This window comes from Kitasatospora sp. NPDC048407, assembly GCF_043200475.1.
Classification (GTDB): domain Bacteria; phylum Actinomycetota; class Actinomycetes; order Streptomycetales; family Streptomycetaceae; genus Kitasatospora.
This window is the reverse complement of sequence record NZ_JBICXW010000015.1, coordinates 62,130-86,888: the sequence shown is the minus strand read 5'-3', so window position 1 is coordinate 86,888 and position 24,759 is coordinate 62,130. Positions and strand designations below refer to the sequence as shown.

General features: G+C 73.7%; 24 protein-coding genes. 13 read left to right on the top strand and 11 right to left on the bottom strand.

What is annotated here, in order from left to right:
- Positions 1 to 33: 33 nt before the first annotated feature.
- Positions 34 to 1,431: an NAD(P)/FAD-dependent oxidoreductase gene (locus tag ACGFWJ_RS25355; RefSeq protein ID WP_392953518.1), complete on the bottom strand. Its 1,398-nt coding sequence runs from the start codon at positions 1,429 to 1,431 to the stop codon at positions 34 to 36.
- Between the two features lie 71 nt (positions 1,432 to 1,502).
- Positions 1,503 to 2,585, bottom strand: a complete 1,083-nt coding sequence (locus tag ACGFWJ_RS25350; protein ID WP_392953515.1) for a LacI family DNA-binding transcriptional regulator — start codon at positions 2,583 to 2,585, stop codon at positions 1,503 to 1,505.
- Between the two features lie 169 nt (positions 2,586 to 2,754).
- On the opposite strand from ACGFWJ_RS25350, the gene ACGFWJ_RS25345 reads away from it, so the two are divergent.
- From ACGFWJ_RS25345 to ACGFWJ_RS25325, 5 genes are read left to right on the top strand one after another with little or no spacing between them, the layout of a single operon-like run.
- Positions 2,755 to 4,413 (top strand): ABC transporter substrate-binding protein, encoded by a 1,659-nt coding sequence (locus ACGFWJ_RS25345; protein WP_392953512.1) that lies wholly within the window; start codon positions 2,755 to 2,757, stop codon positions 4,411 to 4,413.
- Positions 4,413 to 5,360, top strand: coding sequence for an ABC transporter permease (locus ACGFWJ_RS25340; RefSeq protein WP_392953738.1), 948 nt, complete (start codon positions 4,413 to 4,415; stop codon positions 5,358 to 5,360). The genes ACGFWJ_RS25345 and ACGFWJ_RS25340 overlap by 1 nt, the downstream gene beginning before the upstream one ends.
- The gene (locus ACGFWJ_RS25335; RefSeq protein WP_392953509.1) at positions 5,357 to 6,226 is read left to right on the top strand and encodes an ABC transporter permease; all 870 of its coding nucleotides are present in this window, start codon (positions 5,357 to 5,359) and stop codon (positions 6,224 to 6,226) included. Before ACGFWJ_RS25340 ends, ACGFWJ_RS25335 begins: the two co-directional genes overlap by 4 nt.
- A 1-nt stretch (position 6,227) precedes the next feature.
- Positions 6,228 to 7,202, top strand: coding sequence for an ABC transporter ATP-binding protein (locus tag ACGFWJ_RS25330; RefSeq protein ID WP_392953506.1), 975 nt, complete (start codon positions 6,228 to 6,230; stop codon positions 7,200 to 7,202).
- Positions 7,199 to 8,014 carry an ABC transporter ATP-binding protein gene (locus ACGFWJ_RS25325; protein WP_392953503.1) on the top strand — a complete coding sequence of 272 codons (816 nt, stop codon included), beginning with the start codon at positions 7,199 to 7,201 and terminating at the stop codon, positions 8,012 to 8,014. Before ACGFWJ_RS25330 ends, ACGFWJ_RS25325 begins: the two co-directional genes overlap by 4 nt.
- A gap of 153 nt (positions 8,015 to 8,167) precedes the next feature.
- On the opposite strand, the gene ACGFWJ_RS25320 is transcribed toward ACGFWJ_RS25325, so the two are convergent.
- Positions 8,168 to 8,809, bottom strand: coding sequence for a TetR/AcrR family transcriptional regulator (locus ACGFWJ_RS25320; protein WP_392953501.1), 642 nt, complete (start codon positions 8,807 to 8,809; stop codon positions 8,168 to 8,170).
- A 241-nt stretch (positions 8,810 to 9,050) separates the two neighbouring features.
- On the opposite strand from ACGFWJ_RS25320, the gene ACGFWJ_RS25315 reads away from it, so the two are divergent.
- The 4 genes from ACGFWJ_RS25315 to ACGFWJ_RS25300 are packed head-to-tail and all read left to right on the top strand — an operon-like array spanning position 9,051 to position 14,578.
- Positions 9,051 to 10,283 carry an MFS transporter gene (locus ACGFWJ_RS25315; RefSeq protein WP_392953498.1) on the top strand — a complete coding sequence of 411 codons (1,233 nt, stop codon included), beginning with the start codon at positions 9,051 to 9,053 and terminating at the stop codon, positions 10,281 to 10,283.
- Positions 10,284 to 10,318: 35 nt separating this feature from the next.
- Positions 10,319 to 12,085, top strand: a complete 1,767-nt coding sequence (locus ACGFWJ_RS25310) for a glycoside hydrolase family 3 protein (protein ID WP_392953495.1) — start codon at positions 10,319 to 10,321, stop codon at positions 12,083 to 12,085.
- Between the two features lie 25 nt (positions 12,086 to 12,110).
- Complete coding sequence (gene surE / locus ACGFWJ_RS25305; RefSeq protein WP_392953492.1) at positions 12,111 to 13,172, top strand: 5'/3'-nucleotidase SurE; 1,062 nt, start codon at positions 12,111 to 12,113, stop codon at positions 13,170 to 13,172.
- 20 nt (positions 13,173 to 13,192) lie between these two features.
- Positions 13,193 to 14,578 (top strand): carboxylesterase/lipase family protein, encoded by a 1,386-nt coding sequence (locus ACGFWJ_RS25300; RefSeq protein ID WP_392953490.1) that lies wholly within the window; start codon positions 13,193 to 13,195, stop codon positions 14,576 to 14,578.
- 4 nt (positions 14,579 to 14,582) lie between these two features.
- Here ACGFWJ_RS25300 and ACGFWJ_RS25295 read toward each other — a convergent pair whose 3' ends face one another.
- The gene (locus ACGFWJ_RS25295; protein WP_387642754.1) at positions 14,583 to 15,023 is read right to left on the bottom strand and encodes a MarR family winged helix-turn-helix transcriptional regulator; all 441 of its coding nucleotides are present in this window, start codon (positions 15,021 to 15,023) and stop codon (positions 14,583 to 14,585) included.
- A gap of 71 nt (positions 15,024 to 15,094) precedes the next feature.
- Between ACGFWJ_RS25295 and ACGFWJ_RS25290 the strand changes: the two genes are divergently transcribed.
- From ACGFWJ_RS25290 to ACGFWJ_RS25275, 4 genes are read left to right on the top strand one after another with little or no spacing between them, the layout of a single operon-like run.
- On the top strand, positions 15,095 to 16,051 hold the full coding sequence (locus tag ACGFWJ_RS25290; RefSeq protein WP_392953488.1) for an SDR family NAD(P)-dependent oxidoreductase: 957 nt from the start codon (positions 15,095 to 15,097) through the stop codon (positions 16,049 to 16,051).
- Entirely contained in the window at positions 16,048 to 16,914 is an 867-nt protein-coding gene (locus ACGFWJ_RS25285) for an amidohydrolase family protein (RefSeq protein ID WP_392953485.1), read from the top strand. The genes ACGFWJ_RS25290 and ACGFWJ_RS25285 overlap by 4 nt, the downstream gene beginning before the upstream one ends.
- Before the next feature lie 17 nt (positions 16,915 to 16,931).
- Positions 16,932 to 18,413: a long-chain fatty acid--CoA ligase gene (locus ACGFWJ_RS25280; RefSeq protein WP_392953483.1), complete on the top strand. Its 1,482-nt coding sequence runs from the start codon at positions 16,932 to 16,934 to the stop codon at positions 18,411 to 18,413.
- A 20-nt stretch (positions 18,414 to 18,433) separates the two neighbouring features.
- Entirely contained in the window at positions 18,434 to 18,889 is a 456-nt protein-coding gene (locus ACGFWJ_RS25275; RefSeq protein WP_387642750.1) for a MaoC family dehydratase, read from the top strand.
- Positions 18,890 to 18,948: 59 nt separating this feature from the next.
- On the opposite strand, the gene ACGFWJ_RS25270 is transcribed toward ACGFWJ_RS25275, so the two are convergent.
- The 7 genes from ACGFWJ_RS25270 to ACGFWJ_RS25240 all read right to left on the bottom strand — a co-directional run bounded on the left by ACGFWJ_RS25270 (position 18,949) and on the right by ACGFWJ_RS25240 (position 24,759).
- Positions 18,949 to 19,368: an SRPBCC domain-containing protein gene (locus ACGFWJ_RS25270; protein WP_392953480.1), complete on the bottom strand. Its 420-nt coding sequence runs from the start codon at positions 19,366 to 19,368 to the stop codon at positions 18,949 to 18,951.
- Positions 19,365 to 19,679, bottom strand: coding sequence for an ArsR/SmtB family transcription factor (locus ACGFWJ_RS25265; protein WP_392953477.1), 315 nt, complete (start codon positions 19,677 to 19,679; stop codon positions 19,365 to 19,367). The genes ACGFWJ_RS25270 and ACGFWJ_RS25265 overlap by 4 nt, the downstream gene beginning before the upstream one ends.
- A gap of 148 nt (positions 19,680 to 19,827) precedes the next feature.
- Positions 19,828 to 20,787: a Gfo/Idh/MocA family oxidoreductase gene (locus ACGFWJ_RS25260; protein ID WP_392953475.1), complete on the bottom strand. Its 960-nt coding sequence runs from the start codon at positions 20,785 to 20,787 to the stop codon at positions 19,828 to 19,830.
- A 1-nt stretch (position 20,788) separates the two neighbouring features.
- Positions 20,789 to 22,090 (bottom strand): protocatechuate 4,5-dioxygenase subunit alpha, encoded by a 1,302-nt coding sequence (ligA, locus tag ACGFWJ_RS25255; RefSeq protein ID WP_392953472.1) that lies wholly within the window; start codon positions 22,088 to 22,090, stop codon positions 20,789 to 20,791.
- A gap of 5 nt (positions 22,091 to 22,095) precedes the next feature.
- Positions 22,096 to 23,022, bottom strand: a complete 927-nt coding sequence (locus ACGFWJ_RS25250) for an amidohydrolase family protein (RefSeq protein WP_392953470.1) — start codon at positions 23,020 to 23,022, stop codon at positions 22,096 to 22,098.
- 3 nt (positions 23,023 to 23,025) lie between these two features.
- Complete coding sequence (gene ligK / locus ACGFWJ_RS25245) at positions 23,026 to 23,712, bottom strand: 4-carboxy-4-hydroxy-2-oxoadipate aldolase/oxaloacetate decarboxylase (RefSeq protein WP_392953468.1); 687 nt, start codon at positions 23,710 to 23,712, stop codon at positions 23,026 to 23,028.
- A gap of 18 nt (positions 23,713 to 23,730) precedes the next feature.
- The gene (locus ACGFWJ_RS25240) at positions 23,731 to 24,759 is read right to left on the bottom strand and encodes an amidohydrolase family protein (RefSeq protein ID WP_392953465.1); all 1,029 of its coding nucleotides are present in this window, start codon (positions 24,757 to 24,759) and stop codon (positions 23,731 to 23,733) included.

Genomic DNA, 24,759 nt, shown 5'->3' with positions numbered 1-24,759 from the left:
GAGGGCGGCCCTTGCGCCGCCCTCCCGGAGCGTTCAGCTGTCGAAGCCCAGGCCGAAACGGTCGAGGGTGCGCAGCCACAGATTGCGGTGCCCGGCGTTGGCGTCGGCCCGGGTGAGGGCCCACTGGGTGATGCCGATGCCGACCGAGCGGACCGGCTCCGGCGGGAACGGCAGCGGCTTGCGGCGGACCATCTCCAGCGCGGTGCGCTCGGTGCGCTCCCCGGCGAGCAGGTCGAGCATCACTTCGGCGCCGAACCGGGTGGCGCCGACGCCGAGACCGGTGAACCCGGCGGCGTAGGCGACCTTCCCGCGGTGGGACAGGTCGAAGAAGGCCGAGAACCGGGTGCAGGTGTCGATCGCGCCGCCCCAGGCGTGGGTGAAGCGCAGGCCCGCCAACTGCGGGAAGGTCCGGAAGAAGTGCCGGGCCAGGGTCGCGAAGGTCTCCGGCCGCTGGTCGCGCTCGGCGCTGACCCGGCCGCGGTACTGGTGGACGACGTCGTAGCCGCCGAACAGGATCCGGTTGTCGGCGGACAGCCGCACGTAGTGGAAGTGGTTGGCGCTGTCGGACCAGCCCTGCCGGTTCTGCCAGCCGACGGAGGCGAGTTGGGCGTCCGTCAGCGGCTCGGTCATCAGCGCGTAGTCGTAGACCGGGACGGTGTACGGCCGGTGGCGGCGCAGCAGCGACGGGAAGGCGTTGGTGGCGAGCGCGGCGCGGCGGGCGGTGATCCGGCCGTAGGGGGTGCGGACGGCCAGGCCGCCGGGGGTGTCGGCGAGGGCGGTGGCGGGCGTGTGCTCGTGGATGCGGACGCCGAGGCCGAGGCAGGCGCGCTTGAGGCCCCAGGCGAGGCGGGCCGGGTCGAGCATGGCGACGCCGTCGCGGTCCCAGAGGCCGCCGAGGAAGGTGGGGGAGTCGATCTCGGCGCGCACGGCGTCCCGGTCGAGGACGTCGAGGTGGCTGCCGTAGCGGGCCGCGAGCTCGGCGAACTCCCTTAGCTCGTCCACCTGGTGGGGCTCGGTGGCGACGCTGAGGGAGCCGCTGCGCCGCCAGTCGCAGTCGATGCCGTGGCGGCTGACGGTCTCCTGCATGGCGTCGAGGTTGGCCTGCCCGAGGCGTTCCAGGACGGCGAGTTCGCCGGGCCAGCGCTGGTGGCCGTTGGCCAGGCCGTGGGTGAGGCTGGCCTCGCAGAAGCCGCCGTTGCGGCCGGAGGCGGCCCAGCCGGCTTCGCGGCCCTCGATCAGCAGCACGTCCAGCGACGGGTCGCGCTCCTTGGCTATCAGCGCGGTCCACAGTCCGCTGTAGCCGCCGCCGACCACCAGCAGGTCGCAGCGGGTCTGGCCGACCAGGGCGGGTTCGGCCGCGGGCCGGTCGGGGGAGTCCAGCCAGAACGGTACGGGCTGGGCGTCCCGGAGGGCGTGGACGGGGTCGGCCATGGCGGCGCTCCTTCGGCGGTGCAGGGGGACGCCGGGCCCCGGAGCGGGGGTGCGGGGCCCGGATGCCGTCATCAGACCGTTCCCGGCCCACCAAGGTCAACCGTGTTGTCGTAAGGGCACCGGGAGTGTCGCAGCGAGGAGGCGCGGATCTCCAGCCGGGTGGGCACCAGGGCGCCGGTGCTCTCGCGGCTGCCGCTCTCCAGGGCGGCGATCAGCAGCTCGATGCCCTTCTCGGCGACCGCGGCGGGCTGCAGGCTGAGCGTGCTGACGGCCGGCCGGGTGTGCTCGGCGGAGGACTCCTCGCTGGCGCACACCAGCAGCAGCTGCCCGGGCACGGCGAGGCCCGCGCGGCGCACCGCCTCCAGCACCAGCGGCGGGCCGGCCTCGGCCAGCACGAACAGCGCGTCCGGCGGCTCGGGTCCGGACAGCACGGCCTCGACGGCGGTGATCACCGGGCCGTCGCCGGCCCCGTCGGTGCGGGCCTGGCGGGCCGTCAGTCCGCGTTCGTCGCACCAGCGGCGGTGGGTGTCGGCGGCCGCCCGGTGGAAGCGGATGACGGTGCCGGGGAGGACCAGCGCGATTCGCCGGGCACCCTGCGCGTACAGGTGGTCGAGGACCTCGCGCACGGCCCCCTCGGTGTCCACGTCCACCCAGTGCGCGCCGGGGCGGCCCTCCACGGAGCGGTCGGTGAACAGCGGGATCCGGGCCGCGAGGAAGTCCTCGACCAGCGGGTCGCGATCGACCGGGTCGGCGACGATGGCGGCGTCCAGCGGCAGGTCCGCCCACTCCTCGGGGCCGCACCGGGAGGGCAGCAGGACGAGCGCGTAGCCGTGCTCCAGGGCGGCCGCGGTGGTGGCGCTGGTCAGCCGGGCGAAGTACGGGGAGGTCAGGTACGTGCCGGGCTCGCCCGCGAACTCGCCGACCGCGTAGCCGATCAGCCGGGCGTGCCCGGCACGCAGCAGCCGGGCGGTGGCGTTGGGCCGGTAGCCCAGCCGGCGGGCCGTCTCGCGGGCCCGGCGGCGCACCTCCTCGGACATCCGGCCGGTGCCGTTCAGCGCGGCGGAGACGGTGGTCTTGGACAGGCCGGACTCGCGGGCCACGTCGACCAGCCGGACACGGGGAAGGGGGCCCTCGGCGGGCCGCGCGGCGCTCATGGGCCGATGCTGCCAGCAGCGGTGACGGTCCGTCACCCCCTCGGGCAGCGGCGGGCTTTCCGCGCCGTGACGAAACCGCACTCCCGAAACTCCTTGTGCGGGAACGTTCCCGCATCAATACTCCACAGCACCCACAGCCCCCACGACTCGGAAAGGGGTGGGTTCTTCCGTGCGCCTTCTGCCGCGCTCCCCCAGATCCGCCTCCGGAACCATCGCCCTGCTCGCCGCCGGCGCGCTGCTGCTGACGGCCTGTTCGGGCGCCACCGTCAAACCGGGTCCGCCCGCCTCCGCCGACGGGACGGGCTTCGCCACCACGGCGCTCACCCCACCGGGCAAAGGCGCCGTCGCCTCGTTCACCTGGTCGCTGTACGCGGAGCCGCAGAGCCTCGACTACGCGCTCGCCTACGACTACCCGCCGAACACCGTGCTCGCCAACGTCTGCGAGCAACTGCTGCGGGTCACCCCGGACATGAAGATCGAACCCGGGCTGGCCACCGGCTTCACCAACCCCGACCCGCGGACCTGGGTCTACACCCTGCGCGAGGGCGTGAAGTTCCACGACGGCTCGACGATGACCGCCGACGACGTGGTGGCCTCGCTCACCCGGCACCTGCTGCCCGCCACCGGCTCCGCCTGGGGCTCCGCCTTCAAGAACGTGGTCGCCGTCAGCAAGACCGGGCCGATGCAGGTGACCATCACCCTCAGCAAGCCGGACGCGCTGCTCAACGAACTGCTCGCCGCCTCGCCCGGCACCGTGGAGAGCGCCGCGTACCTGGAGAAGGCCGGCAAGGACTACGGCAGCCCGTCCGGCGGCGTCGACTGCACCGGCCCCTACGCGATCGACCGCTGGACCCAGGGCGACAGCATCACGCTGCGCAAGAACCCCGCCTACTGGGACACCGCGCTCACGCCGAAGGCCGACAAGGTCAAGTTCGTGTTCATCGGTGATTCGGCGGCCCGCGCCAACGGCTGGCTGTCCGGCGCCGTGGACGGCGGTTACATGGTGCCCTCCGCCTCCCTGGCCCAACTGGGCGGCACCGACAAGGGCAAGGTGTACTTCGGCCCGAACACCGCCGCCGCCGACCTCGCCGTGCTCGACCTGCAGGGCACCCTGCGGGACCTGAAGGTCCGGCAGGCGCTGTCGCTGGCCATCGACCGGCCCGGCCTGATCAAGTCCGCGGCGGGCGGCGTCGGCGTCCCCGCCAAGGCGCCCGCGGCGCGCGACGCCTGGGGGCTCGCCCCGGAACGCACCGCCGGGTACTTCTCCCAACTGCCCGACCCCGTCCAGGACGTGGCCAAGGCCAAGCAGCTGATCGCGGAGGCCGGGGCCGGCGGCAAGCACCTGGTGATGGCGACCAGCTCGCTGGCCCCGGAGATCAGCGTCGTCGGCAACGCCGTGCAGGCCGCCGGACGCGAGATCGGCCTCGACGTCGAACTGCGGCCGGTCGCGCCCGACGCCTACACCGCCCTGTTCACCGACCCCGGCGCCCGGGCCGGCATCGACCTGGTGGTCACCAACGGCTACGACAACACCCCCGACCCGCTGGAGTTCTACCAGTCGCTGCGCACCGGCGACTTCGCCAACTACGCGGGCTGGTCCGACCCCGAGTACGACAGCCTGTTCGACCAGGCCGTCGGCACCACCGACCCGGCCGCCCGCGCCGACCTCACCGCCCGGCTCCAGCAGATCGCGGTGCGCGAACTGCCCAGCATCCCGCTGTACGAGGCCCCGTTCTCGGTGTTCCTCGGCAGCCGGATCACCGGCGCGCCCGCCGGCATCGCCCAGCTGTACTACCCGTGGGCCGCGACGATCGGCGCCGCCCGCTGATGGCCCGCTACCTGTTCGGCCGGGTCCTCGCGCTGGCCGCGGTGCTGCTGGCGACCTCCTTCCTGGTCTTCAGCGCCGTGCACCTCGCCCCCGGGGACCCGGTGTCCTTCCTGCTCAAGGGCCACCCGGCCACCCCCGAGGCGCGGGCCGCGATCGCCGCCCAGTACCACCTCGACGACCCGTTCCTGGTGCAGTACGGCAAGTGGCTGGGCGGCGCGCTGCACGGCGACTTCGGCCGGTCCGTTCAATTCCGGCAGGACGTCGGCGAGTTGATCGCCTCCCGACTGCCAGGTACCGGGCTGCTGATCGGCTACGCGGCCGTCCTGGTGTGCGTCGGCGGCGTGTCGCTCGGCGCGCTCGCCGCGCTGCGGCCCGGCCCGATCGACCGGCTGGTGCTGCTCGGCACCGGTGTCGCCACCGCCACCCCGCCGTTCGTCAGCGCGATCGGTCTGGTGTCGCTGTTCGCCGTACAGCTCCACTGGTTCCCCGGACCGGGCTCGCAGGGCGGCGGCCTCGGCGACCGGCTGTACCACCTGACCCTGCCCGCCTTCGCGCTCGCCGTCACGCTGGCCGGCCTGCTGGCCCGGGTCACCCGCTCCGCGATGCTGGACGAACTCGGCCGCGACCACGTCGAGGTGGCCCGCTCCCGCGGGGTGCCGGAGCGGCAGGTGATCCGCCGCCACGTGCTGCGCGGCGCGCTCGGCCCGATCGTCACCGTCGGCGGCACCACGCTGGCCGGGCTGCTGGTGTCCACCTCGATCGTGGAGACCGCCTTCAACACCACCGGCGTCGGCTCGCTGCTGGTGCAGTCCGTCACCGCCAAGGACCTGCCCGTGGTCCAGGCCGTCACCCTGCTGACGGTGCTCGGCTTCGGACTGGTCAACCTCGGCGTCGACCTGCTCGGGCCGCTGGTCGATCCGCGCACCGCCCGGGGAGGCGCCGCATGACCACCGCCGCACTGACCGCACCGGTCCGCCGGCCGCTGCTGCGCCGGCTGCGCTCGCTGGGCGGCGGGCCGCTGTTCACCGCCTCCGCGGCGCTGCTGGTCCTGCTGGTGCTGGTCGCCCTGCTCGCCCCGGTGCTCGCTCCGCACGATCCGAACGCCGTCGACCTGCGCAACCCGCTGGCCGGCTCCAGCGCCGACCACCTGCTCGGCACCGACCAGTCCGGCCGCGACGTGCTGTCCCGGCTGCTGTACGGCGCCCGCACCGGACTGCTCGGGCCGCTGCTGGTGATCGCCCTGTCGACCGCCGCCGGCGCGCTGCTCGGTACGGTCGCCGGCTGGTGCGGCGGCTGGGCCGACATGCTGCTCTCGCGCTCGCTCGACCTGGTGTTCGCCGTCCCCGGTCTGCTGCTCGCCGTCATGTTCGTCACCGTCTCCGGACCGGGCATGACCGCACCCGTGATCGCCATGGCGGTGGCCTACACGCCGTACGTCGGACGCCTGGTGCGCGGGCTGGCCCAGCAGGAGAAGGCCCGGCCCTACCTGGAGTCCTACCGGGTGCAGGGCTGGTCCGGGTGGAGCATCTGCCTGCGCCACCTGCTGCCCAACCTCGCCCCGACCGTCCTCGCCCAGTCCGCGATCAACTTCGGCTACGCGCTGATGGACCTCGCCGCGCTCTCCTTCCTCGGCTTCGGCGTCCAACCGCCCGCCGCCGACTGGGGCGCGATGATCAACGAAGGCGAGTCCGCCCTCCAGCAGGGCGCCATGATGCCCGCCCTCGCGCCCTCCGGGTGCCTGGTGCTGGCCGTGGTCGCCTTCGGGATCGTCGGCGAGGGCATCGCCGACCGGCTCGCCCGACGGGAGAACTGACATGACAGCCCCGCACCTGCTGGAGTTCGACGCCCTGACCGTCGCACTCCCCGGCGGCCGCGCCGCCCGCCCGCTGCTCGACGGCGTCGGCCTGCACGTCGACGCCGGGGAGACCATCGGACTGGTCGGCGAATCCGGCTCCGGCAAATCCGTCGCCTGCCGCACCGTCCTCGGCCTGCTGCCCGAGAAGGCCACCGCCACCGGCCGGGTCCTGGTCGGCGGACGCGACGTGCTCACCCTGGACGCGCCCGCGCTGCGCGAGGTGCGCAGACGCCGGGTCGCCATGGTGTTCCAGGACCCGCGCGCCGCCGTCAACCCGCTGCACCGGATCGGCGACTTCCTCACCGAGGGCCTGCGCGCGGCCGGCACCCCGGCGGGCGCCGCCCGCGCCCGCGCCGAGGAACTGCTCGCCGCGGTCGGCATCCCCGACCCGGCCGCCGCCCTGCACCGCCGCCCCCACGAGTTCTCCGGCGGCATGCTGCAACGCGTGGTGATCGCCGCCGCGCTCGCCGGAGAGCCCGAACTGCTGCTCGCCGACGAGCCCACCACCGCGCTGGACGTCACCACCCAGGCCGAGGTGATCTCCGTCCTCACCAGGCTGCAGCGGCGGCGCGGCACCGGGATGCTGTTCGTCACCCACGACCTGGAACTCGCCTCCGCCGTCTGCGACCGCATCTACGTCATGTACGCCGGACGGATCGTCGAGACCCGCCGCACCGAGGAGCTGTTCGCCCGCCCGCGTCACCCCTACACCGCCGGGCTGATCGCCTGCACGCCCCGGATCGAACCGGGCGCGCCACCGCCGCGGCCCGTCCCCGGCCGGCCGCTGTCGCTCGCCGAGGCCCCCACCGGGTGCGCCTTCGCCGACCGCTGCGCGCTGGCCGAACCCCGCTGCCGCACCGAGAAACCCGCGCTGCTCCCGTACGGCGACGGCCTGGCCGCCTGCCTGCGCGCCGACGAAGGGATCCTGCCGTGACCACTGGACTCGTCGTGCACGGGCTGCGCAAACGTTTCGGCGACCGGTGGGCGGTCGACGGAGTGTCCTTCGCGCTGGAGCCGGGCGGCGCGCTCGGCGTGGTCGGCGAATCGGGCTGCGGCAAGAGCACCACCGCCCGGATGCTGGTCGGCCTGGAACGGCCCGACGGCGGCACCGTCCACCTCGACGGCGCGGACCGGCTGGTCCGCCCGCGCGGCCGGGCCGCCCGGCTGGCGCACGCCCGCGGCGTCCAACTGGTGTTCCAGGACCCGTACCTGTCGCTCGACCCGCGCATCCCGGTCGGCGAGGCCGTCCGGGAGGTGCTGCGCCTGCACGGCGGCGGGCGGTCCGACACCCGCGTCGCGGAACTGCTCGACCAGGTCGGGCTCGGCCCCCGCGAGGCCGCCGCGCTGCCCCGCGCCCTGTCCGGCGGCCAGCGCCAGCGTGTCGCCGTCGCCCGGGCGCTGGCCGCCCGGCCGAAGGTGCTGGTGCTGGACGAGGCGGTCGCCGCACTCGACGTGTCGATCCAGGCGCAGATCCTCGACCTGCTCGCCGGGATCCGTCGCGAGAGCGGCATCGCGCTGCTGTTCGTCAGCCACGACCTGGCGGTGGTGCGCCACCTCACCGAGCGGGTCGTGGTGCTCCGGCACGGCCGGGTGGTCGAATCCGGCCCCACCGGGCAGGTGCTGACGGACCCTGCGCACGCGTACACCAGGCTGCTGCTGGACTCGGTGCCGCACCGCGGCTGGGACCCGGACCGGATCGCCGAGGACCGCCGCAGGCTCACCGTCGAAGAGTCCGCACCGGCCTGACGGAGCAGGGACGCGAGTGGGTGCGGAACCAGGGGCGCGGGGAACTGCGCGAAGGGGAACGGGACTTCGGAAAGATCCGGAGCCTCACAGTGCTCGAATCCTGGTTCCGGCCCACCCCGGAGGGTGCACGCCCGGGGGCCGCGCCCCGGGCCGTCAGGCGCCCGGCAGCGGCGCGCCGGTGCTCGACAGGGCGCGGTACAGCCGGCCGAGGTAGCGGCGCAGGTGCGCGGGCATGTCCACCGCCTGCGGGTCGAGCACCCACTGGAGCTGCAACCCGTCCATCACGGCGAGCAGTTCGCGCGCCAGGGCGGGGCAGTCCGTGTCGGCGCGCAGCTCCCCGCTGTCCACGCCGCGGTGCAGCGACTGCGCGGCGTCGGCGGACAGGGCGCGGTAGCGGCGGGCGAAGAAGGCGTGCGCCGGGTGCTCCGGGTCGCCGGACTCTCCGGCCAGGGCGTTGAACATCCGGGTGCGTTCGGGCCGGCGGGCGTTGTACGCGGCCAGGTCGACCAGGCGGTGGAACCACTCGGCGACGCTCGCGCACTCCTCGGCGAAGAACCGCTCGATGTCGTGCTCGTCACTGGCCTCCAGCACCGAGACCAGCAGCGCCTCCTTGGTGCGGAAGTGGTGCAGCAGGCCGCCCTGGGTCAGCCCGGCGTCCTTGGCGATCCGGGCCAGCGAGGTGCCGCGGAAGCCGAGTTGGGCGAAGTGCGCGACGGCGGTGTCCAGAATGCGGGTGCGGCGCTCGTCGCCGACCGCGTAGCTGCCGCGGCGGGCCGGCTCGTGCTTCACGTCCATGGCTGCCACCTTAGCCAACCCTCCACGGAGCCCCACCCGATGTGATCCAGGTCACAAAATGAATACCTACTGACCACTCGGTTTTCGTGCTTTGCTGGTCCGGCCCCGCCGCCGTGCCCACCCGGGCCGGCCGGGCGGCCACCTGACGGGCCGCCCGTTCGCCGTGCCGCACCGCGTGCGGGGCACCCCCACCCTTCACCCTCCCGCCGCACGGGACCGTGGCCACCCCAGGAGGCCGGTCATGACCACCGCCGACGACGCCGTCGACCACCCGAGAGCCGCCGGCGCCGGCCGGGCGCTGCTGCCGATGCTCACCCTCGGCAACTCCGCGCTGTACCTGGTCTATCTCGGGGTGGGCGGCGTCCTGCTGCCCGCCCAGATCGAACTGCTCGACCCGGACGGCAAGGTCGGCAGCCTCGGCCTGGTCTCCGGCATCGCCGCCGTGTTCGCCACCCTGTTCAACCCGCTCGCCGGGCTGCTCTCCGACCGCTCCGGTCGCCGCAACCCATGGATCCTCGGCGGCGGCCTCGCCTCCTTCGGCGCGCTCGCCCTGCTCGGCCAGGTCCGCACCATCCTGCTGGTCACCCTGGTCTGGTGCCTGGTGCAGGCCACCATGAACTGCTTCCAGGCCGCCATCACCGCCGTGGTTCCCGACCGGGTGCCCGCCGAACGCCGCGGAGTGGCCTCCGCGATGGTCGGCATCGGCACCCCGATCGGCTCGGTGGTCGGCATCCTGCTCGCCGCCCGCTTCGTCCCCGACTCGCTCGCCACCGGCTACCTGCTGATCGGCGCCGTCATGGCGCTGGCCGCCGTGCTGTTCACCGCACTGGTCCGCGAAGAGCGCCCGACGAAGACCGAACCCGTCCCGCTGCGCCGCCAACTCGCCGCGTTCGCCGAGACCTTGAAGGTCGCCGACTTCCGCTGGGCGTTCATCGGCCGGTTCCTGATGATGCTCGGCTTCTTCGCCGTCTCGCTGTTCCAGTTCTACATCCTGCAGGACCACATCCGGCTGCCCGACGGCATGGACGCCCCCGGCGCCCAGACCTACCTCGCCCCGGTGGACGCGGTCTCCACGCTCGCCGCCACCGTCCTCGGCGGCTGGCTGTCCGACCGGCTCGGCCGCCGCAAGCCGCTGATCGCCGTCTCGTGCGTGCTGGCCTCCGCCACCATGGCCGTCCCCGTCCTGATGCCCACCTGGACCGGCATCCTGCTGTACACCGTGCTCGCCGGGATCGCGTTCGGCTGCTACATGGCCGTGGACACCGCCCTGGTCACCCAGGTGCTGCCGAGCGCCGCCGACGCCGCCCGCGACCTGGGAGTGCTGAACATCGCCAACGCCGGCCCGCAGATCCTCGCCCCGCTGGTCGCCTCCGCGGTGGTCAGCCTGGCCGGCTACGACGCGCTCTACCTGGCCGGCGCCCTGATCATCCTGGGCGGCGCGCTCGCCGTCGTCCCGATCCGCGGCGTCCGCTGACCCACCCTCACCCCCCCGGCACTCGGAGAAACACCATGCACCAGACCCCCCTCCCTTACCAGGACCCCGCCCGGCCGGTGGACGAACGCGTCGAGGACCTGCTCGGCCGGATGACGCCGCAGGAGAAGGCCGGCCTGATGTTCCACACCATGCTGCCGATGCACGCCGACGGCCGGCCCGTGGAGGACGGCGACGACAGCGACTTCCCCGCCGACACCACCGGCCTGATCCGGGACCAGGGCCTGAGCCACTTCAACCTGGTGGGCACCGCCGAGCCGCGCCGGATCGCCGAATGGCACAACGCCGTCCAGGAGATCGCCCACGGCACCCGGCTCGGCATCCCGGTCACCCTCTCCACCGACCCCCGCCACTCCTTCACCGCCAACATCGGCGCCTCGATCCGGGCCGGCGCGTTCTCCGCCTGGCCCGAGCCGATCGGCCTGGCCGCCGTCCGCGACCCCGAACTGGTGCACCGCTTCGCCGACATCGCCCGCCGCGAGTACCTCGCCGTAGGCCTGCGGGTCGCCCTGCACCCGCAGCTCGACCTCGCCACCGAACCGCGCTGGTCGCGGCAGACCGGCACCTTCGGCTCCGACGCCGCCCTCACCGCCGAACTCGCCGAGGCGTACATCCGCGGCCTCCAGGGCGAGCGGCTCGGCCCGGACAGCGTGGCCGCCATGGTCAAGCACTTCCCCGGCGGCGGGCCGCAGAAGGACGGCGAGGACCCGCACTTCCCGCACGGCAAGGAGCAGGTCTACCCCGGCGGGATGCGCGAGCTGCACCTCGCCCCGTTCCGGGCCGCCGTCGCGGCCGGAGCCGCCCAGATGATGCCCTACTACGGGCAGCCGATCGGCACCGACTGGGAGGAGGTCGGATTCGGCTTCAACCGCGACGTGGTCACCGGCCTGCTGCGCGAAGAGCTCGGCTTCCAGGGCATCGTGTGCACCGACTGGGGCCTGCTCAACGACGACGAGATCTTCGGCGAGCCGCACCGCGCTCGCGCCTGGGGCGTCGAACACCTCACCCCCGCCGAACGCGCCGCCAAGGCGCTCGATGCCGGCGTCGACCAGTTCGGCGGCGAGGAGTGCCCCGAACTGCTCCTCGCCCTGTTGCGCGACGGGCGGATCACCGAGGCGCGGCTCGACACCTCGGTGCGACGGCTGCTGCGGGAGAAGTTCGTCCTCGGCCTGTTCGACGAGCGGCGGTACGTGGACCCCGACGCCGCCGAACTGATCGTCGGCAACCCGGAGTTCCGCGCCGAGGGGGCCGCGGCGCAGCGCCGCTCGCTGACCGTCCTGGTCAACCGCGACGCCACCCTGCCCGTCACCCGTCCGGCGCCCCGCCTCTACACCGAGGGCCTGGACGCGGCCGTCGTCGCCCGGTACGGCCGGGCCGTCCAGGACCCGGCCGAGGCCGACCTCGCCGTGCTGCGCCTGTACACGCCGTACGAGCAGCGCCCGAACCGCTTCGAGTCGCTGTTCCACTCCGGGCACCTGGACTTCCCGGCGGACGAACTCGCCCGGATCCTCGCCGTGCTGGACGCCGTGCCGACCGTCGTACTGATCAACCTGGAACGGCCGGCCGTGCTCCCCGAGATCGCCGAGCGCGCGCACGCCCTGGTCGCCGACTACGGCGCGCAGGACGACGCCCTGCTCGACGTGGTGTTCGGCCGGGCCCGCTCCGAGGGCCGGCTGCCCTTCGAACTGCCGCGCTCGATGGCCGCCGTGGCGGCCTCCCGCCCCGACGTGCCCAACGACACCGCCGATCCGGTCTTCGCGTTCGGCCACGGGCTCGGCCTGTGACCCGCGGAAAGAGAGGAAACCTCACGTGAGACGCACCGCCCGCCGTCTGCTCGCCGCCGCCACCGCCGCCTGCACCCTGGCCGTGACGGGTTCCGCCGCCGCCGCGCCCGACGCCCCCGCACCGGCCGCCCGGCCGCTGGCGGGCCTGCGGGTGCTGCTCACCAACGACGACTCGATGCGGGCCGCCAAGGCCTCGCAGTCCGACGGCCTCGGCCTGTACGAGCTGCGCCGCGCCCTGTGCGCGGCCGGCGCCGACGTGGTGGTGATGGCGCCCTGGCAGGTCCAGTCCGGCAAGGGCACCGCGGTCAGCAACAGCGGCACGCTGGCGCTGGCCCGCCGCGGCGAGCTGCCCGCCGGGTACGGCGCGGACTGCGCCGCCGCCCCGTCCGGCGGGGCCGTGTACGGGGTCTGCCTGGACGACGCGTGCCGGCCCGGCAGCCCCTCCGCCACCCCCGTGGACACCGTGCACCTGGCCCTGCGGGCCGCCCTCGCGGACCGGACCGGCTGGTCCGGCGGGCCCGACCTGGTGGTCTCCGGCATCAACTCCGGGGCCAACGTCAGCGCCCAGGTCAACGACTCCGGCACGGTCGGCGCGGCGCTCGCCGCCGTCGACGACGGCGTTCCGGCGCTCGCCTTCTCCACCACCGGCGACGACAGCGGCGAGTACTTCCCGACCGCGGACTACCGGGCCACCGCCGACTACGCCGCCCGGCTGATCGCCGGCCTGCGCGGACACGACCTGCTCAGCCGCACGTTCGCCCTCAAGGTGGACTACCCGGACGTCACCGCCGGCCGCCCCGCCGGGCCCGCCCGGTGGACCTCCGTCGGCCACGGCCGGGAGGTCTGGCACGCCTACGAGCCGACCGCCGGCGGCGCCTACGCCATCGGCCTCGGCTGGTGCGAGCACCGGCCCGGTGACCGCTGCACCGAGACCGTGCCGGACGCCGACGCCACCGCGCTGCTGCGCGACAACCGGATCTCCGTCACCCCCGTCACCCCCGACCGCACCTACGGCGCGCGCCCGGCCGATCCGGCCGAGCTCAACCGCGTCCGCCACTACGTCGAACACCAGGGGCCCACCCCGTGACCCGTACAGGAGCAGAACAGATGACCGTCGTCCCCACCCGCAGCGGCCCGGTGCGCGGTGAGCGCCGCGCCGACGGGAGCCTGCGCTTCCTCGGCATCCCGTACGCCCAACCCCCCGTCGGGGCGCTGCGGTTCGCCGCGCCCGTGGCGCCCGAGCCGTGGAGCGAGGTGCGCGACGCCACCGCGTACGGGCCGACCGCGCAGCGCAGGCCTTTCGCCGAGGTCACCACCATCCCCGAGCCGACGATCCCCGGTGCGGGCACCCTCAACCTGAACGTCTTCACCCCCGCCACCGACCCGTCGGCGGGGCTGCCGGTGCTGGTGTGGATCCACGGCGGCGGCTACGTCGCGGGCAGCGCCGCCAGCCCGTGGTACGACGGCGCGGCGTTCAACCGGGACGGCGTGGTGCTGGTCACGGTCGGCTACCGGCTCGGCATTGAGGGCTTCCTGCACCTGCCGGACGCGCCCGACAACCGGGGCGTACGGGACTGGGTCGCCGCCCTGGAGTGGGTCCGCGACAACATCGCCGGCTTCGGCGGCGACCCCGCGAAGGTCACCGTCGCCGGGCAGTCGGCGGGCGGCGGCGCGGTGCAGACCCTGCTGGCGGTGCCCGCGGCGCGCGGGCTGCTGCGCGCCGCGATCTCCGCCTCCGGCGCGGTGCTCGAACCCGACGCCCCGGCCGTCGCCCGGACGCTGGCCGAGCGCACCGGAGCGGTGCTCACCGCCGAAGCCCTTCAGGACGCGAGCGACGAGCAGCTGCTCGCGCTCCAGGACGCGCTGGGCGCGGACGGCGACCCGCTGCTGTCCCTCGCCCCGTGCGTGGACGGCGAGTTGGTGACCCGTCCGGTGCACGAGGCCGTCGCCGCATCGCCGGTGCCGCTGCTGCTCGGCTTCACCGCCCACGAGTTCGCCGCGCCCGGGCCCGCCGCACCGGGCGGCCCCGAGGTGGACGCGATGCTCGCCGCGCTCGGCCTGGACCCGGAGCGCGCCGCCCGGTTCCACGCCGAGAACCCGGGGGCCGGTCCGGGTGAGGTGCTCACCGACTGGTTGTTCCGCGCCCCCGCGCTGGCCCTCGCCGAGGCCCGCAGCGCGGCCCGACTCCCCACCTGGCTCTACCAGTTCGAGTGGGCCGGCAGCGCCCCGGGCCGGTCCGGGCAGGCCTACCACTGCACCGATCTGCCGTTCGCCTTCGACGCGCTGGCCGCCGAAGGCGTCGTGGAGGCCCTCGGCGCCCGGCCCCCGCAGGCCCTCGCCGACGCGGTGCACGGCGCCTGGGTCGCGTTCGTCCGCGGCCTCGACCCGGTCTGGCCGCCCTACGCGGACGGCCGCGCCACCATGCGGTGGTGCGCCGAGGCCCGGGTCGAGCGCGACCCGCTGCGGGCGGTCCGGGAGATCTGGGCCGGCTGACCCGTCAGGGGGTGGGTTCGGCGAGGTGGCGCAGCAGGGTGAGGAGGGTCGCGCGGTCGGCGGCGTCGAGGGGGTGCAGCAGGTCGTCGGTGACCCGGCGGCTGTCGGCGTCGGCCGTGCGCAGCAGCTCGCGGCCGGCCTCGGTGAGCACCACGATGCGGTTGCGGCGGTCGGCGGGGTCGGCCCGGCGTTCGGTCAGGCCGAGGCGCTGGAGGTCGTCGAGCAGGGTGACGACGGCGCTCGGGTCGTAGCCGAGGCGGTCGGCGAGTTCGCGCTGGCGGGCGCCGTCGACGGTGGCCAGGAAGCGCAGGATCGCGTGGTGGCGCAGGCGCAGGCCGTGCTGTTCGAGGGCGGCGTTGAACAGGCTGCCGGCCCGTTGGCCGAGCCGGTACAGCAGGTATCCGGCGTCGGTCTGCAGGCTGTGCATCCAGGGGGCGTCACTCATGGGGCCCATCATGCCCGGAAATCTGGGTCCTCAGCAATCATTGACAAGAGCAATCATTGTTCTTAGCTTCAATGGCCATGAGCAACGAATCCTCCGCCACCCCGGCCAAGCCCCTCGACCTCACCGGCAAGGTCGCCGTCGTCACCGGCAGCGGGCGCGGCCTCGGCCTCGCCTACGCCACCGCCCTCGCCCACGCCGGCGCCGCCGTCGTGGTCAACGACCTGGACGCCGACACCGCCGAGCAGGCCGCCGCCACCATCCGGGACGCCGGCGGCCGGGCGGTCGCCCAGGCCGCCGCGGTCGGCACCGCCGAAGCCGCCCAACTGCTGGTGGACCGGGCCGTCGAAGCCTTCGGGCGGCTCGACGTGATGGTCACCAACGCGGGCATCCTGCGCGACAAGGTGCTCTGGAAGATGACCGACGACGACTTCGACGCCGTCATCGCCACCCACCTGCGCGGCACCTTCACCTGCGCCCGCGCCGCCGCCGTCCGGATGCGCGAGCAGGGCGACGGCGGCCGGCTGATCATGATCGGCTCCCCGGCCGGGCAGCGCGGCAACTTCGGGCAGACCAACTACGCCGCCGCCAAGGCCGGCATCGCCGCCATGGTGCGCACCTGGTCGATGGAGCTCGGCCGGGCCGGCATCACCGTCAACGCCGTCGTCCCGGTCGCCGCCACCGCGATGACCGAGACGATCCCCGCCTTCGCCCCCTACATCGAGGCGATGAAGCAGGGCGCGCCGCTGCCGGACTTCCTGCGCAAGGGCGAGGGCTTCGGCACCGCCGAGGACTGCGCCGCGCTGCTGCCCTTCCTCGCCTCGGACGCCGCCGCCGGCATCACCGGCCAGTGCATCGGCATCGGCGGCGACAAGCTCGCCCTGTGGTCGCACCCGCAGGAAGTGGCGACCGCGTACGCCGACGGCGGCTGGAGCCCCGAGACGATCGCCGCCGTCTGGGCCGGCTCGGTCGGCCGCGAACCGCAGAGCGTCGGCATCCCCGCCCCGGTCGTCCCCGCGAGCGCGAAGTGAACCTCGCCGAGCTGACCGCGATCGACGTCCACACCCATGCCGAGGTCTCCGCGCACGGCCACGCCTCGCTGGACGAGGAACTGAACGACGCCTCCAGCGGCTACTTCAAGGTGGCCGGCGACCGCAAGCCCACCGTCGCCGAGATGGCCGCGTACTACCGGGAGCGGAAGATGGCCGCCGTGGTGTTCACGGTCGACGCCGAACACGCCACCGGACGCCCGCCCGTCCCCAACGAGGAGATCGCCGAGGCCGCCGCCGCCAACGCCGACGTGCTGATCCCGTTCGCCTCGATCGACCCGTTCCGCGGCAAGGCGGGCGTCCGGCAGGCCCGGCGCCTGGTCGAGGAGTTCGGCGTCAAGGGCTTCAAGTTCCACCCGAGCATCCAGGCCTTCTTCCCCAACGACCGGCTCGCCTACCCGCTGTACGAGCTGATCGAGGAGACCGGCACCGTCGCGCTGTTCCACACCGGCCAGACCGGCATCGGCGCGGGCGTCCCCGGCGGCGGCGGGATCCGGCTCAAGTACGCCAACCCGATGCACGTGGACGACGTGGCCGCCGACTTCCCGCACCTGAAGATCGTCCTCGCCCACCCGTCCTTCCCCTGGCAGGACGAGGCGCTGGCCGTCGCCACCCACAAGCCCGGCGTGCACATCGACCTCTCCGGTTGGTCGCCGAAGTACTTCCCGCCGCAGCTGGTGCAGTACGCCAACACGCTGCTCAAGGACAAGGTGCTGTTCGGCTCCGACTACCCGGTCCTCACCCCCGACCGCTGGCTCGCCGACTTCGCGAAGCTGCCGATCAAGGACGAGGTCCGGCCGAAGATCCTCAAGGACAACGCCGCCCGGCTGCTCGGGCTGAGCTGAGAGGGCCCCAACCGCCCATGCGCAACGAGGGAATCGGCTCCTGGCCCGCCCGCCGGGCCCGGAAGACCCCGCACCGCACCGCACTCGTCCACCACGGACACACCGTCAGCTACGCCCAGCTGGCCGACCGCACCACCCGCCTCGCCCAGGCCCTGCGCGCCGCCGGACTGCGCCGCGGCGACCGGGTGGCGTACCTGGGGCCCAACCACCCCGCCTTCCTGGAGACCCTGTTCGCCACCGGCCTGCTCGGCGCGGTCTTCGTCCCGCTGAACACCCGGCTCGCCGCACCCGAGATCGCCCACCAGCTGGCGGACAGCGGGGCGAAGGCGCTGATCCACGCCCCCGACTGCGCGGGCCTGGTGGGCGCCGGCCCGTCGCTGACGGTGCAGGTCGGCCCCGCCTACGAGGCGCTGCTGACCGCCGATCCCACCCCGATCGACGAGCCGGTGACGCTCGACGACACCTGCATCATCATGTACACCTCGGGCACCACCGGCCGTCCCAAGGGCGCCGTGCTCACCCACGGCAACCTGACCTGGAACGCGTACAACGTGCTGGTGGACGTGGACCTGACCGCCGACGACCGGGCCCTGGTCAGCGCGCCGCTGTTCCACACGGCCGGCCTCAACATGCTCACCCTGCCGGTCCTGCTCAAGGGCGGCACCTGCCACCTGGTGGAGTCCTTCGACCCCGCCGCGACGCTGGAGATCATCGAACGCGAGCGGATCAGCCACCTGTTCGGCGTGCCGACCATGTACCACCTGATCGCCGCTCAGGAACGCTGGGAGAGCGCGGACCTGAGCAGCCTGCGGGTCCTCAACTGCGGCGGCGCCCCCGTGCCGACCACGCTGATCGACACCTACCTGCGGCGCGGCCTGGCCTTCCTCCAGGGCTACGGCATGACGGAGACCGCACCCGGCGTGCTCTTCCTGGACGCCGAACACGCCGCCGCCAAGGCCGGCAGCGCGGGCGTCCCGCACTTCTTCACCGACGTGCGGCTGCTCACCCCCGACGGCCGGCCGGCCGCGCCGGGCGAGATCGGCGAACTCCTGGTCCACGGGCCCAACGTCGGCCCCGGCTACTGGGGCCTGCCCGAGGCCACCGCGCAGTCCTTCCACGACGGCTGGTTCCGCAGCGGCGACGCCGCCCGGGCGGACGACGACGGCTACGTCACCATCGCCGACCGGCTCAAGGACATGTACATCTCCGGCGGCGAGAACGTCTACCCCGCCGAGGTGGAGGACGCCCTGCTCGCCCTGCCCGGCGTCGCCGAGTGCGCCGTCTACGGCGTCCCCGACGCCAAGTGGGGCGAGGTCGGCCGGGCCGTGGTGGTCCCCGAGGCCGGGGCGGACCTCGACCCCGCGGCGCTGCTCGCCGCGCTGGCCGGGGTGCTCGCCAAGTACAAGCTCCCGAAATCGGTGGTGCTCGCGGAGGAACTGCCGCGCACCGCCTCCGGAAAGATCCTCAAGCACCGGCTCCGTGCCCGGCACGGCAGCTGACCCACCGAAAGGCAACACCCATGGCACTCACCGTCAACGGCCTCGACGAGCTGAAGTCGCTGGCCGGCGCCGACCTCGGCACCAGCCGCTGGCTGGAGGTCACCCAGCAGCGCATCGACACCTTCGCGGACGCCACCGACGACCACCAGTGGATCCACACCGACCCCGAGCGGGCCGCCGCCGGCCCGTTCGGCGCCCCCATCGCGCACGGCTACCTGACGCTGTCGCTGTTCATCCCGCTGTTCACCGAACTGCTGGAGGTCGAGGGCGTCACCACCAAGGTCAACTACGGCCTGAACAAGGTCCGCTTCCCCTCGCCGGTCAAGGTCGGCTCCCGCATCCGCCTGCTCGCCCGCCTCGCCGAGGTCGAGGAGGTGCCGGGCGGAGTGCAGATCACCGTGGACGGCACCGTGGAGATCGAGGGCGCCACCAAGCCGGCCGCGGTGCTGCAGAGCGTCTCCCGGTTCTACGCCTGACCAACGAAAATGACGAGGCGTCGGGACCTTCCGGTCCCGACGCCTCGTCGGTCTGCGTGTCACACGGACGGAGAGGCGTCGCCGAGGACGGAGTCGAGCCGGCTCAGGACGTGCGGCCACCCGTGGCCCATGCCGTCGAATGCCTGCCTGCCCATCGGGGAGCCGAGGTCGAAGCCCGCGTGGGTGAGGACGAGGCGGGTTCCCCGGCCCTCGGGATGCAGCGCCCAGGTGATGGTGGTGTCGAGCGAGCCCTCGGCGAACCGGTAGGCCAGCAGCCGCTGGTCGTCCACCTCGGTCACCTCGCAGGGCTGGCTGCCGAAGTTGCCCATGTCGAGGGCGAAGCGGTGACCGACGACCGGCCTGATGTCCCCGGCGGCCCACCAGCGGGCCAGGAGCCCGGGGTCGGTCAGGGCCTTCCACACCGCCGCCGGCGGGTGGGGCAGGAACTTCTCGCAGGTGATGGTGTTGTTCTCGGTCACGTCTCGTCGTCCTCGGCCAGGAGATCGGACAGCGCTTCCAGGCGCTGCTTCCAGTAGTGCTCGAACGGATGCAGCCACTTGCCCACCTCGGCCAGCCGCGCCGGTTCGAGGCGGTAGAAGCGGTGCCGTCCGCGCGGTTCCTCGCTCACCAGCCCGGAGGCTCGGAGCACCGCCAGGTGCTCGGACACCGCGGGCCTCCCGAGCTCGAACAGGCCGGCCAGCTCCCCGGTGGAGCGAGGACCCTCCCGCAGGGTTTCGAGCAGTCGGCGGCGCACGGGGTTGGCCAACGCGCCGAACACATCGGTTCGCATGACCACCACTATGTGTCGGAAAAGTCCGACGCGTCAAGAATCTCCGACGCGCCCCTGCGTGGCGGCGGTTCGTGCGGCCCGGGCCGACGGCAGGGACGCGCAGGCCCGAGCCGCAGAGCGCGGCCCGGGCCCGGGGCGGTTCACGCCGTCATGCGAGCTGCCGCTCCAGGGCCGCCAGGGTGCGGTAGCAGGGCAGTACCTGGGCGAGCGAGGCGTTGGGTTCGCGGCCCTCGCGGATCGCCGCGACGAACTCGCGGTCCTGGAGTTCGATGCCGTCCAGGGAGACGTCGACTCCGCTGACGTCGACGGGTTCGTCCGCGCCGGTGAACAGGTCGTCGTAGCGGGCCAGGTAGGTGCCGGTGTCGCCGATGTAGCGGAAGAACGTGCCCAGCGGGCCGTCGTTGTTGAAGGAGAGCGAGAGGGTGCAGATCGCGCCGGTCGCCGCCTTCAGCTGGATCGACATGTCCATCGCGATGCCCAGCTCCGGGTGGACCGGCCCCTGGATCGCGTTGGCCTGCACGATCGGCGAACCGGTCTGGTAGGCGAACAGGTCGACGGTGTGCGCGGCGTGGTGCCACAGCAGGTGGTCGGTCCAACTGCGCTTCTGGCCTAGGGCGTTGAGGTTGGTGCGGCGGAAGAAGTAGGTCTGCACGTCGAGCTGCTGGATCGCGAACTCGCCCGCCGTGATCCGTCGGCGCACCCACTGGTGGCTGGGGTTGAACCGGCGGGTGTGCCCGGCCATCGCCACCAGTTTGGTGCGCTCCGCCTCGGCCACGCAGGCCTCGGCGTCCGGCAGCGAGGCGGCGACCGGGATCTCCACCTGCACGTGCTTGCCCGCCGCCAGGCAGGCCTGGGTCTGCGTGGCGTGCAGCGGCGTCGGCGTGGCCAGGATCACCGCGTCCACGTCGTCCATCGCCAGGACCTCGTCCAGGCTGCCGGCCGCCCGGTCGACGCCCTGCTCGGCGGCGAACCTGCGGGAGCTCTCCGGGGAGGAGGAGACCACGGCGGCCAGCTCCACGCCCTCGATCCGGCGCAGGGCCGCCGCGTGCTTGGCGCCGAACGCGCCGCCGCCGGCCAGGGCGATCCGCAGGGGCTGCTGGGTGGTCATCTCAGTTCTCCTTGAGGCGGGGGTGGTTGTTCAGGATCAGGTGGCCGACGGCGGTGTTGGACGCCGGTACGTGGTAGAAGCGGTGTTCGACGTCGACCCGGCCGCCGTCGTCGATGTCGCTCAGCGCGCCGCGGGCGATCAGCCACATCACCAGCTCGATGCCCTCCGAGCCGGCCTCCTCGACGTACTCCAGGTGCGGCACCCGGGCCAGGCCCGCCGGGTCGGCGACCAGCCGGTCCAGGAACGCGTTGTCCCACTCCCGGTTGATCAACCCGGCGCGGGGGCCCTGGAGTTGGTGGCTCATCCCGCCGGTGCCCCAGACCTGCACGTTCAGTGGCCGCGGGTAGGACTCGATCGCCCGGCGCAGCGCCCGCCCGAGCGCGAAGCAGCGCGCCCCGGACGGCACCGGGTACTGCACCACGTTGACGTGGAACGGGATCACCCGGCACGGCCACCGCTCCACGTCGCCGAACATCAGCGACAGCGGCACCGTCAGCCCGTGGTCGACGGGCATCTCGTTGGCCAGTGTCAGGTCGAAGTCGTCCCGGATCAGGCAGTGCGCGAGGTGCGCGGCCAGCTCCGGATCGCCCTCGATGCCCGGCACCGGGCGCGGGCCGTAGCCCTCGTCGGCGGTCGGATAGGCGGCGCCGGTGCCCAGGACGAACGTCGGGATCAGCGAGAGGTCGAAGGCGCTGGCGTGGTCGTTGTAGACCAGGATCACCACGTCGGGGACGTTCTCCCGGGCCCACTGCCGGGAGTGCTCGTACCCGGCGAACACCGGCTGCCAGTACGGTTCTTCGGTCTTTCCGTGGTCCATCGCCGCGCCGATCGCCGGGACGTGCGAGGTGAACACGGCGGCCGAGACGGCGGCGTGTGCCGCCGGTGGCGACTGGTCGGCGTGGGCGGCCTCCAGCACCGCGCGGTCGATCCGGTTGCCGGGGAGGGAGGCCGAGCGGCCGCCGGAGACCATCATGTCCCGGTACTCCTGCTCGGTCATGCCGGTCATCGAGCCCGCCATCTGCTGGAACGAGAACCCCAGCGTGGCACCCCACTTGGCGAGGAAGTAGATGTTCCCGCCCTCGCGCATCGCCGCGTTCAGGTCCCGGTCGAGCAGCGCCTGCTTCTGCGCCTCGCGCAGCGGCCAGGCGTCCAGGTAGCCGCGCTCGTCGGCCAGGTACGCGGCCCGGTTCTCGGCCGTCATCAGCGACATGCAGAACTGGTTGAGGTGGTAGCCCTTCGCGGACTGGTCGGCGTCGAAGATGGTGGTCCCGGGGACGAGCCGGTACGTGCGGTCGACTGCCATGGTCGTCAACTCCTTTCCGAGGAAGGCCAGTAGAGGCGGTTCGGGTTGTCGACCAGCAGCCGCCGGCGCAGCTCCTCGGTCGGGGCGATGTGCGGGAGGAAGTCGACCAGCAGGCCGTCGTCCGGCATGTGGTCCTTCAGATTGGGGTGCGGCCAGTCGGTGCCCCACAGCACCCGGTCGGGGAACTCCTCGACCACCCGGCGGGCGAACGGCACCACGTCCCGGTAGGCGTCCCGTTCGCCGTCCAGGGCCGGCGGGCCGGTGAGCGACAGGCGCTCCGGGCAGCTGACCTTGCACCAGATGTCGTCCCGGGCGCGCAGGAAGGAGAGGAACCCGGCGAACTCCGGGCCGTCCGGGTCCTTGGAGACGTCCGGTCGGCCCAGGTGGTCGATCACCAGCGGCACCGGGATGGAGAGGAAGAACTCGCGCAGCTCCGCCAGGTCGGCCGCCTCGAAGTACAGCACCACGTGCCAGCCCAGCGGGGCGATCCGCTCCACCACGTCCCACAGCTCGGCGCGGGGCGTCACGTCGACCAGGCGGCGCACGAAGTTGAACCGCACCCCGCGCACGCCGGCCGCGTGCAGCTCCCGCAGCTCGGCGTCGCTCACCCCCGGCCTGACGGTGGCCACGCCGCGGGCCCGGCCGCCGGAGCGGTGCAGGGCGTCCAGCAGGGCGCGGTTGTCGGCGCCGTGGCAGGTCGCCTGGACGATCACGTTGCGGGCGAAGCCCAGGTGGTCGCGGAGGGCGAACAGCTGCTCGGCGGAGGCGTCGCACGGCGTGTACTTGCGTTCCGGCGCGTACGGGAACTGCGCGGCGGGGCCGAACACGTGGCAGTGCGCGTCCACCGCGCCGGCCGGGAGGGCGAGCGCCGGACGGGCGGGGGAGGGGTGCCAGTCCAGCCAGCCGGGGGTCTTCTGCTGATCGGTCGTCATGGCTCAGTCCTCGTAGCGCAGTCCGAGCGCGGCGAGCGGGCCGCGCATGCCGTACATGTCCAGGCCCAGCTCGCCCGCGCGCAGCCGCTCGCGCTTGCCCGCCTCGGCCGCCTCCCGCCGGGCGGAGGCCTCGGCGACCTCGGCGGCCCGCTCGCGCGGCACCACCACCACGCCGTCGGCGTCCGCCAGCACCACGTCGCCCGGGCGCACCGGCGCGTTGGCGCACACCACCGGCACGTTGACCGAACCGAGGGTCGCCTTCACCGTGCCCCGCGCGTTGATCGCCCGGGAGAACACCGGGAAGTCCATCGCCGCGAGGTCCGCGACGTCCCGCACGCCGCCGTCGATCACCAGGCCCGCGCAGCCCCGGGAACGGAACGAGGTCGCCAGCAGCTCGCCGAAGAACCCGTCCTCGCTCTCCGTCGTGCAGGCCGCCACCACCACGTCGCCGGGCCGGATCTGCTCCGCCGCGACGTGCAGCATCCAGTTGTCGCCGGGCTGGAGCAGCACCGTGACCGCCGGGCCGCACAGCCGCGCCGACGGGTACACCGGCCGCAGGTAGGGGCGGGTCAGGCCGGTGCGGCCCATCGCCTCGTGGACGGTCGCCGTGCCGAACGCCGACAGCGCGGCCACCGCGGCCGCATCGGGCCGTTCGATCGTGGTGCGGACGACACCGAGTTCGGTGTGCATGTGCATCGCTCCTGGGGGTCAGCGGCCGGACGCGGCGAGGCGGGCGGCCAGTCGGGGGTGGACGCGCAGCGCGTTGCCGGCGTACACGGCCGCCCGCTGCTCGTCGGAGAGCCGGTCGGTGGCGTCCACGTACCGCCGGGTGTCGTCGAAGTGGTGGCCCGTCAGCGGGTCGACCCCGCGCACCGCGCCGATCATCTCGCTGGCGAACAGCACGCCCTCGGACGGGACGACGGACATCAGCAGGTCGATGCCCGGCCGGTGGTAGACACAGGTGTCGAAGAAGACGTTGCGGCCCAGCAGGTCCTCCGGCCGCGGCCCGCCGAGGGCCTGCGCCAGCCCGCGGAACCGGCCCCAGTGGTAGGGCACCGCGCCGCCGCCGTGCGGAACGACGAACCGCAGCGTCGGGAAGTCCGCGAACAGGTCGCCCTGGAGCAGCTGCATGAACGCGGTGGTGTCCGCGTTCAGGTAGTGCGCGCCGGTGGTGTGGAACGCCGGGTTGCACGAGGTGCTGACGTGGATCATGGCCGGCACGTCGTACTCCACCAGCGCCTCGTACAGCGGGTACCAGGACCGGTCGGTCAGCGGCGGGGCCGTCCAACGCCCGCCCGAGGGATCGGGGTTGAGGTTCACCGAGACGGCGCCCAGCTCCTCCACCGCGCGCCGCAGCTCCGGCAGGCAGGTCGCCGGGTCGACGCCGGGGGACTGCGGCAGCATCGCGCCCATCGCGAAGCGCCGGGGGTAGAGCGTGCTGACCCGGTGCACCAGGTCGTTGCAGATCCGCGCCCAGGCGGCGGACACCGCGAAGTCGCCGAGGTGGTGCGCCATGAAGCTGGCCCGCGGCGAGAACACCGTCAGGTCGGTGCCGCGCTCGTCCATCAGCCGCAGCTGGTTCGGCTCGATCGCCGCCCGCAGGTCGTCGTCCGAGATCCGCAGCCCGGCCGGGTCGGGCGCGTCGGACGGCGAGTCGAGGGCGGCGAGCTGGCGCTCGCGCCAGGCGGCGAGCTGAGGCGGGGCAGTGGTGAAATGGCCGTGGCAGTCGATGATCAC

Excerpts from the sequence above, each read along its gene's own strand:
- ACGFWJ_RS25295 (WP_387642754.1), bottom strand. The coding sequence starts at position 15,023 with ATGAGTGACGCCCCCTGGATGCACAGCCTGCAGACCGACGCCGGATAC.
- ACGFWJ_RS25310 (WP_392953495.1), top strand. The coding sequence starts at position 10,319 with ATGCACCAGACCCCCCTCCCTTACCAGGACCCCGCCCGGCCGGTGGAC.
- ACGFWJ_RS25330 (WP_392953506.1), top strand. The coding sequence starts at position 6,228 with ATGACAGCCCCGCACCTGCTGGAGTTCGACGCCCTGACCGTCGCACTC.
- ACGFWJ_RS25290 (WP_392953488.1), top strand. The coding sequence starts at position 15,095 with ATGGCCATGAGCAACGAATCCTCCGCCACCCCGGCCAAGCCCCTCGAC.
- ACGFWJ_RS25340 (WP_392953738.1), top strand. The coding sequence starts at position 4,413 with ATGGCCCGCTACCTGTTCGGCCGGGTCCTCGCGCTGGCCGCGGTGCTG.
- ACGFWJ_RS25335 (WP_392953509.1), top strand. The coding sequence starts at position 5,357 with ATGACCACCGCCGCACTGACCGCACCGGTCCGCCGGCCGCTGCTGCGC.
- ligK (WP_392953468.1), bottom strand. The coding sequence starts at position 23,712 with ATGCACACCGAACTCGGTGTCGTCCGCACCACGATCGAACGGCCCGAT.
- ACGFWJ_RS25315 (WP_392953498.1), top strand. The coding sequence starts at position 9,051 with ATGACCACCGCCGACGACGCCGTCGACCACCCGAGAGCCGCCGGCGCC.
- ligA (WP_392953472.1), bottom strand. The coding sequence starts at position 22,090 with ATGGCAGTCGACCGCACGTACCGGCTCGTCCCCGGGACCACCATCTTC.
- ACGFWJ_RS25300 (WP_392953490.1), top strand. The coding sequence starts at position 13,193 with ATGACCGTCGTCCCCACCCGCAGCGGCCCGGTGCGCGGTGAGCGCCGC.
- ACGFWJ_RS25250 (WP_392953470.1), bottom strand. The coding sequence starts at position 23,022 with ATGACGACCGATCAGCAGAAGACCCCCGGCTGGCTGGACTGGCACCCC.
- ACGFWJ_RS25265 (WP_392953477.1), bottom strand. The coding sequence starts at position 19,679 with ATGCGAACCGATGTGTTCGGCGCGTTGGCCAACCCCGTGCGCCGCCGA.
- ACGFWJ_RS25320 (WP_392953501.1), bottom strand. The coding sequence starts at position 8,809 with ATGGACGTGAAGCACGAGCCGGCCCGCCGCGGCAGCTACGCGGTCGGC.
- ACGFWJ_RS25275 (WP_387642750.1), top strand. The coding sequence starts at position 18,434 with ATGGCACTCACCGTCAACGGCCTCGACGAGCTGAAGTCGCTGGCCGGC.
- ACGFWJ_RS25350 (WP_392953515.1), bottom strand. The coding sequence starts at position 2,585 with ATGAGCGCCGCGCGGCCCGCCGAGGGCCCCCTTCCCCGTGTCCGGCTG.
- ACGFWJ_RS25355 (WP_392953518.1), bottom strand. The coding sequence starts at position 1,431 with ATGGCCGACCCCGTCCACGCCCTCCGGGACGCCCAGCCCGTACCGTTC.
- ACGFWJ_RS25260 (WP_392953475.1), bottom strand. The coding sequence starts at position 20,787 with ATGACCACCCAGCAGCCCCTGCGGATCGCCCTGGCCGGCGGCGGCGCG.
- ACGFWJ_RS25280 (WP_392953483.1), top strand. The coding sequence starts at position 16,932 with ATGCGCAACGAGGGAATCGGCTCCTGGCCCGCCCGCCGGGCCCGGAAG.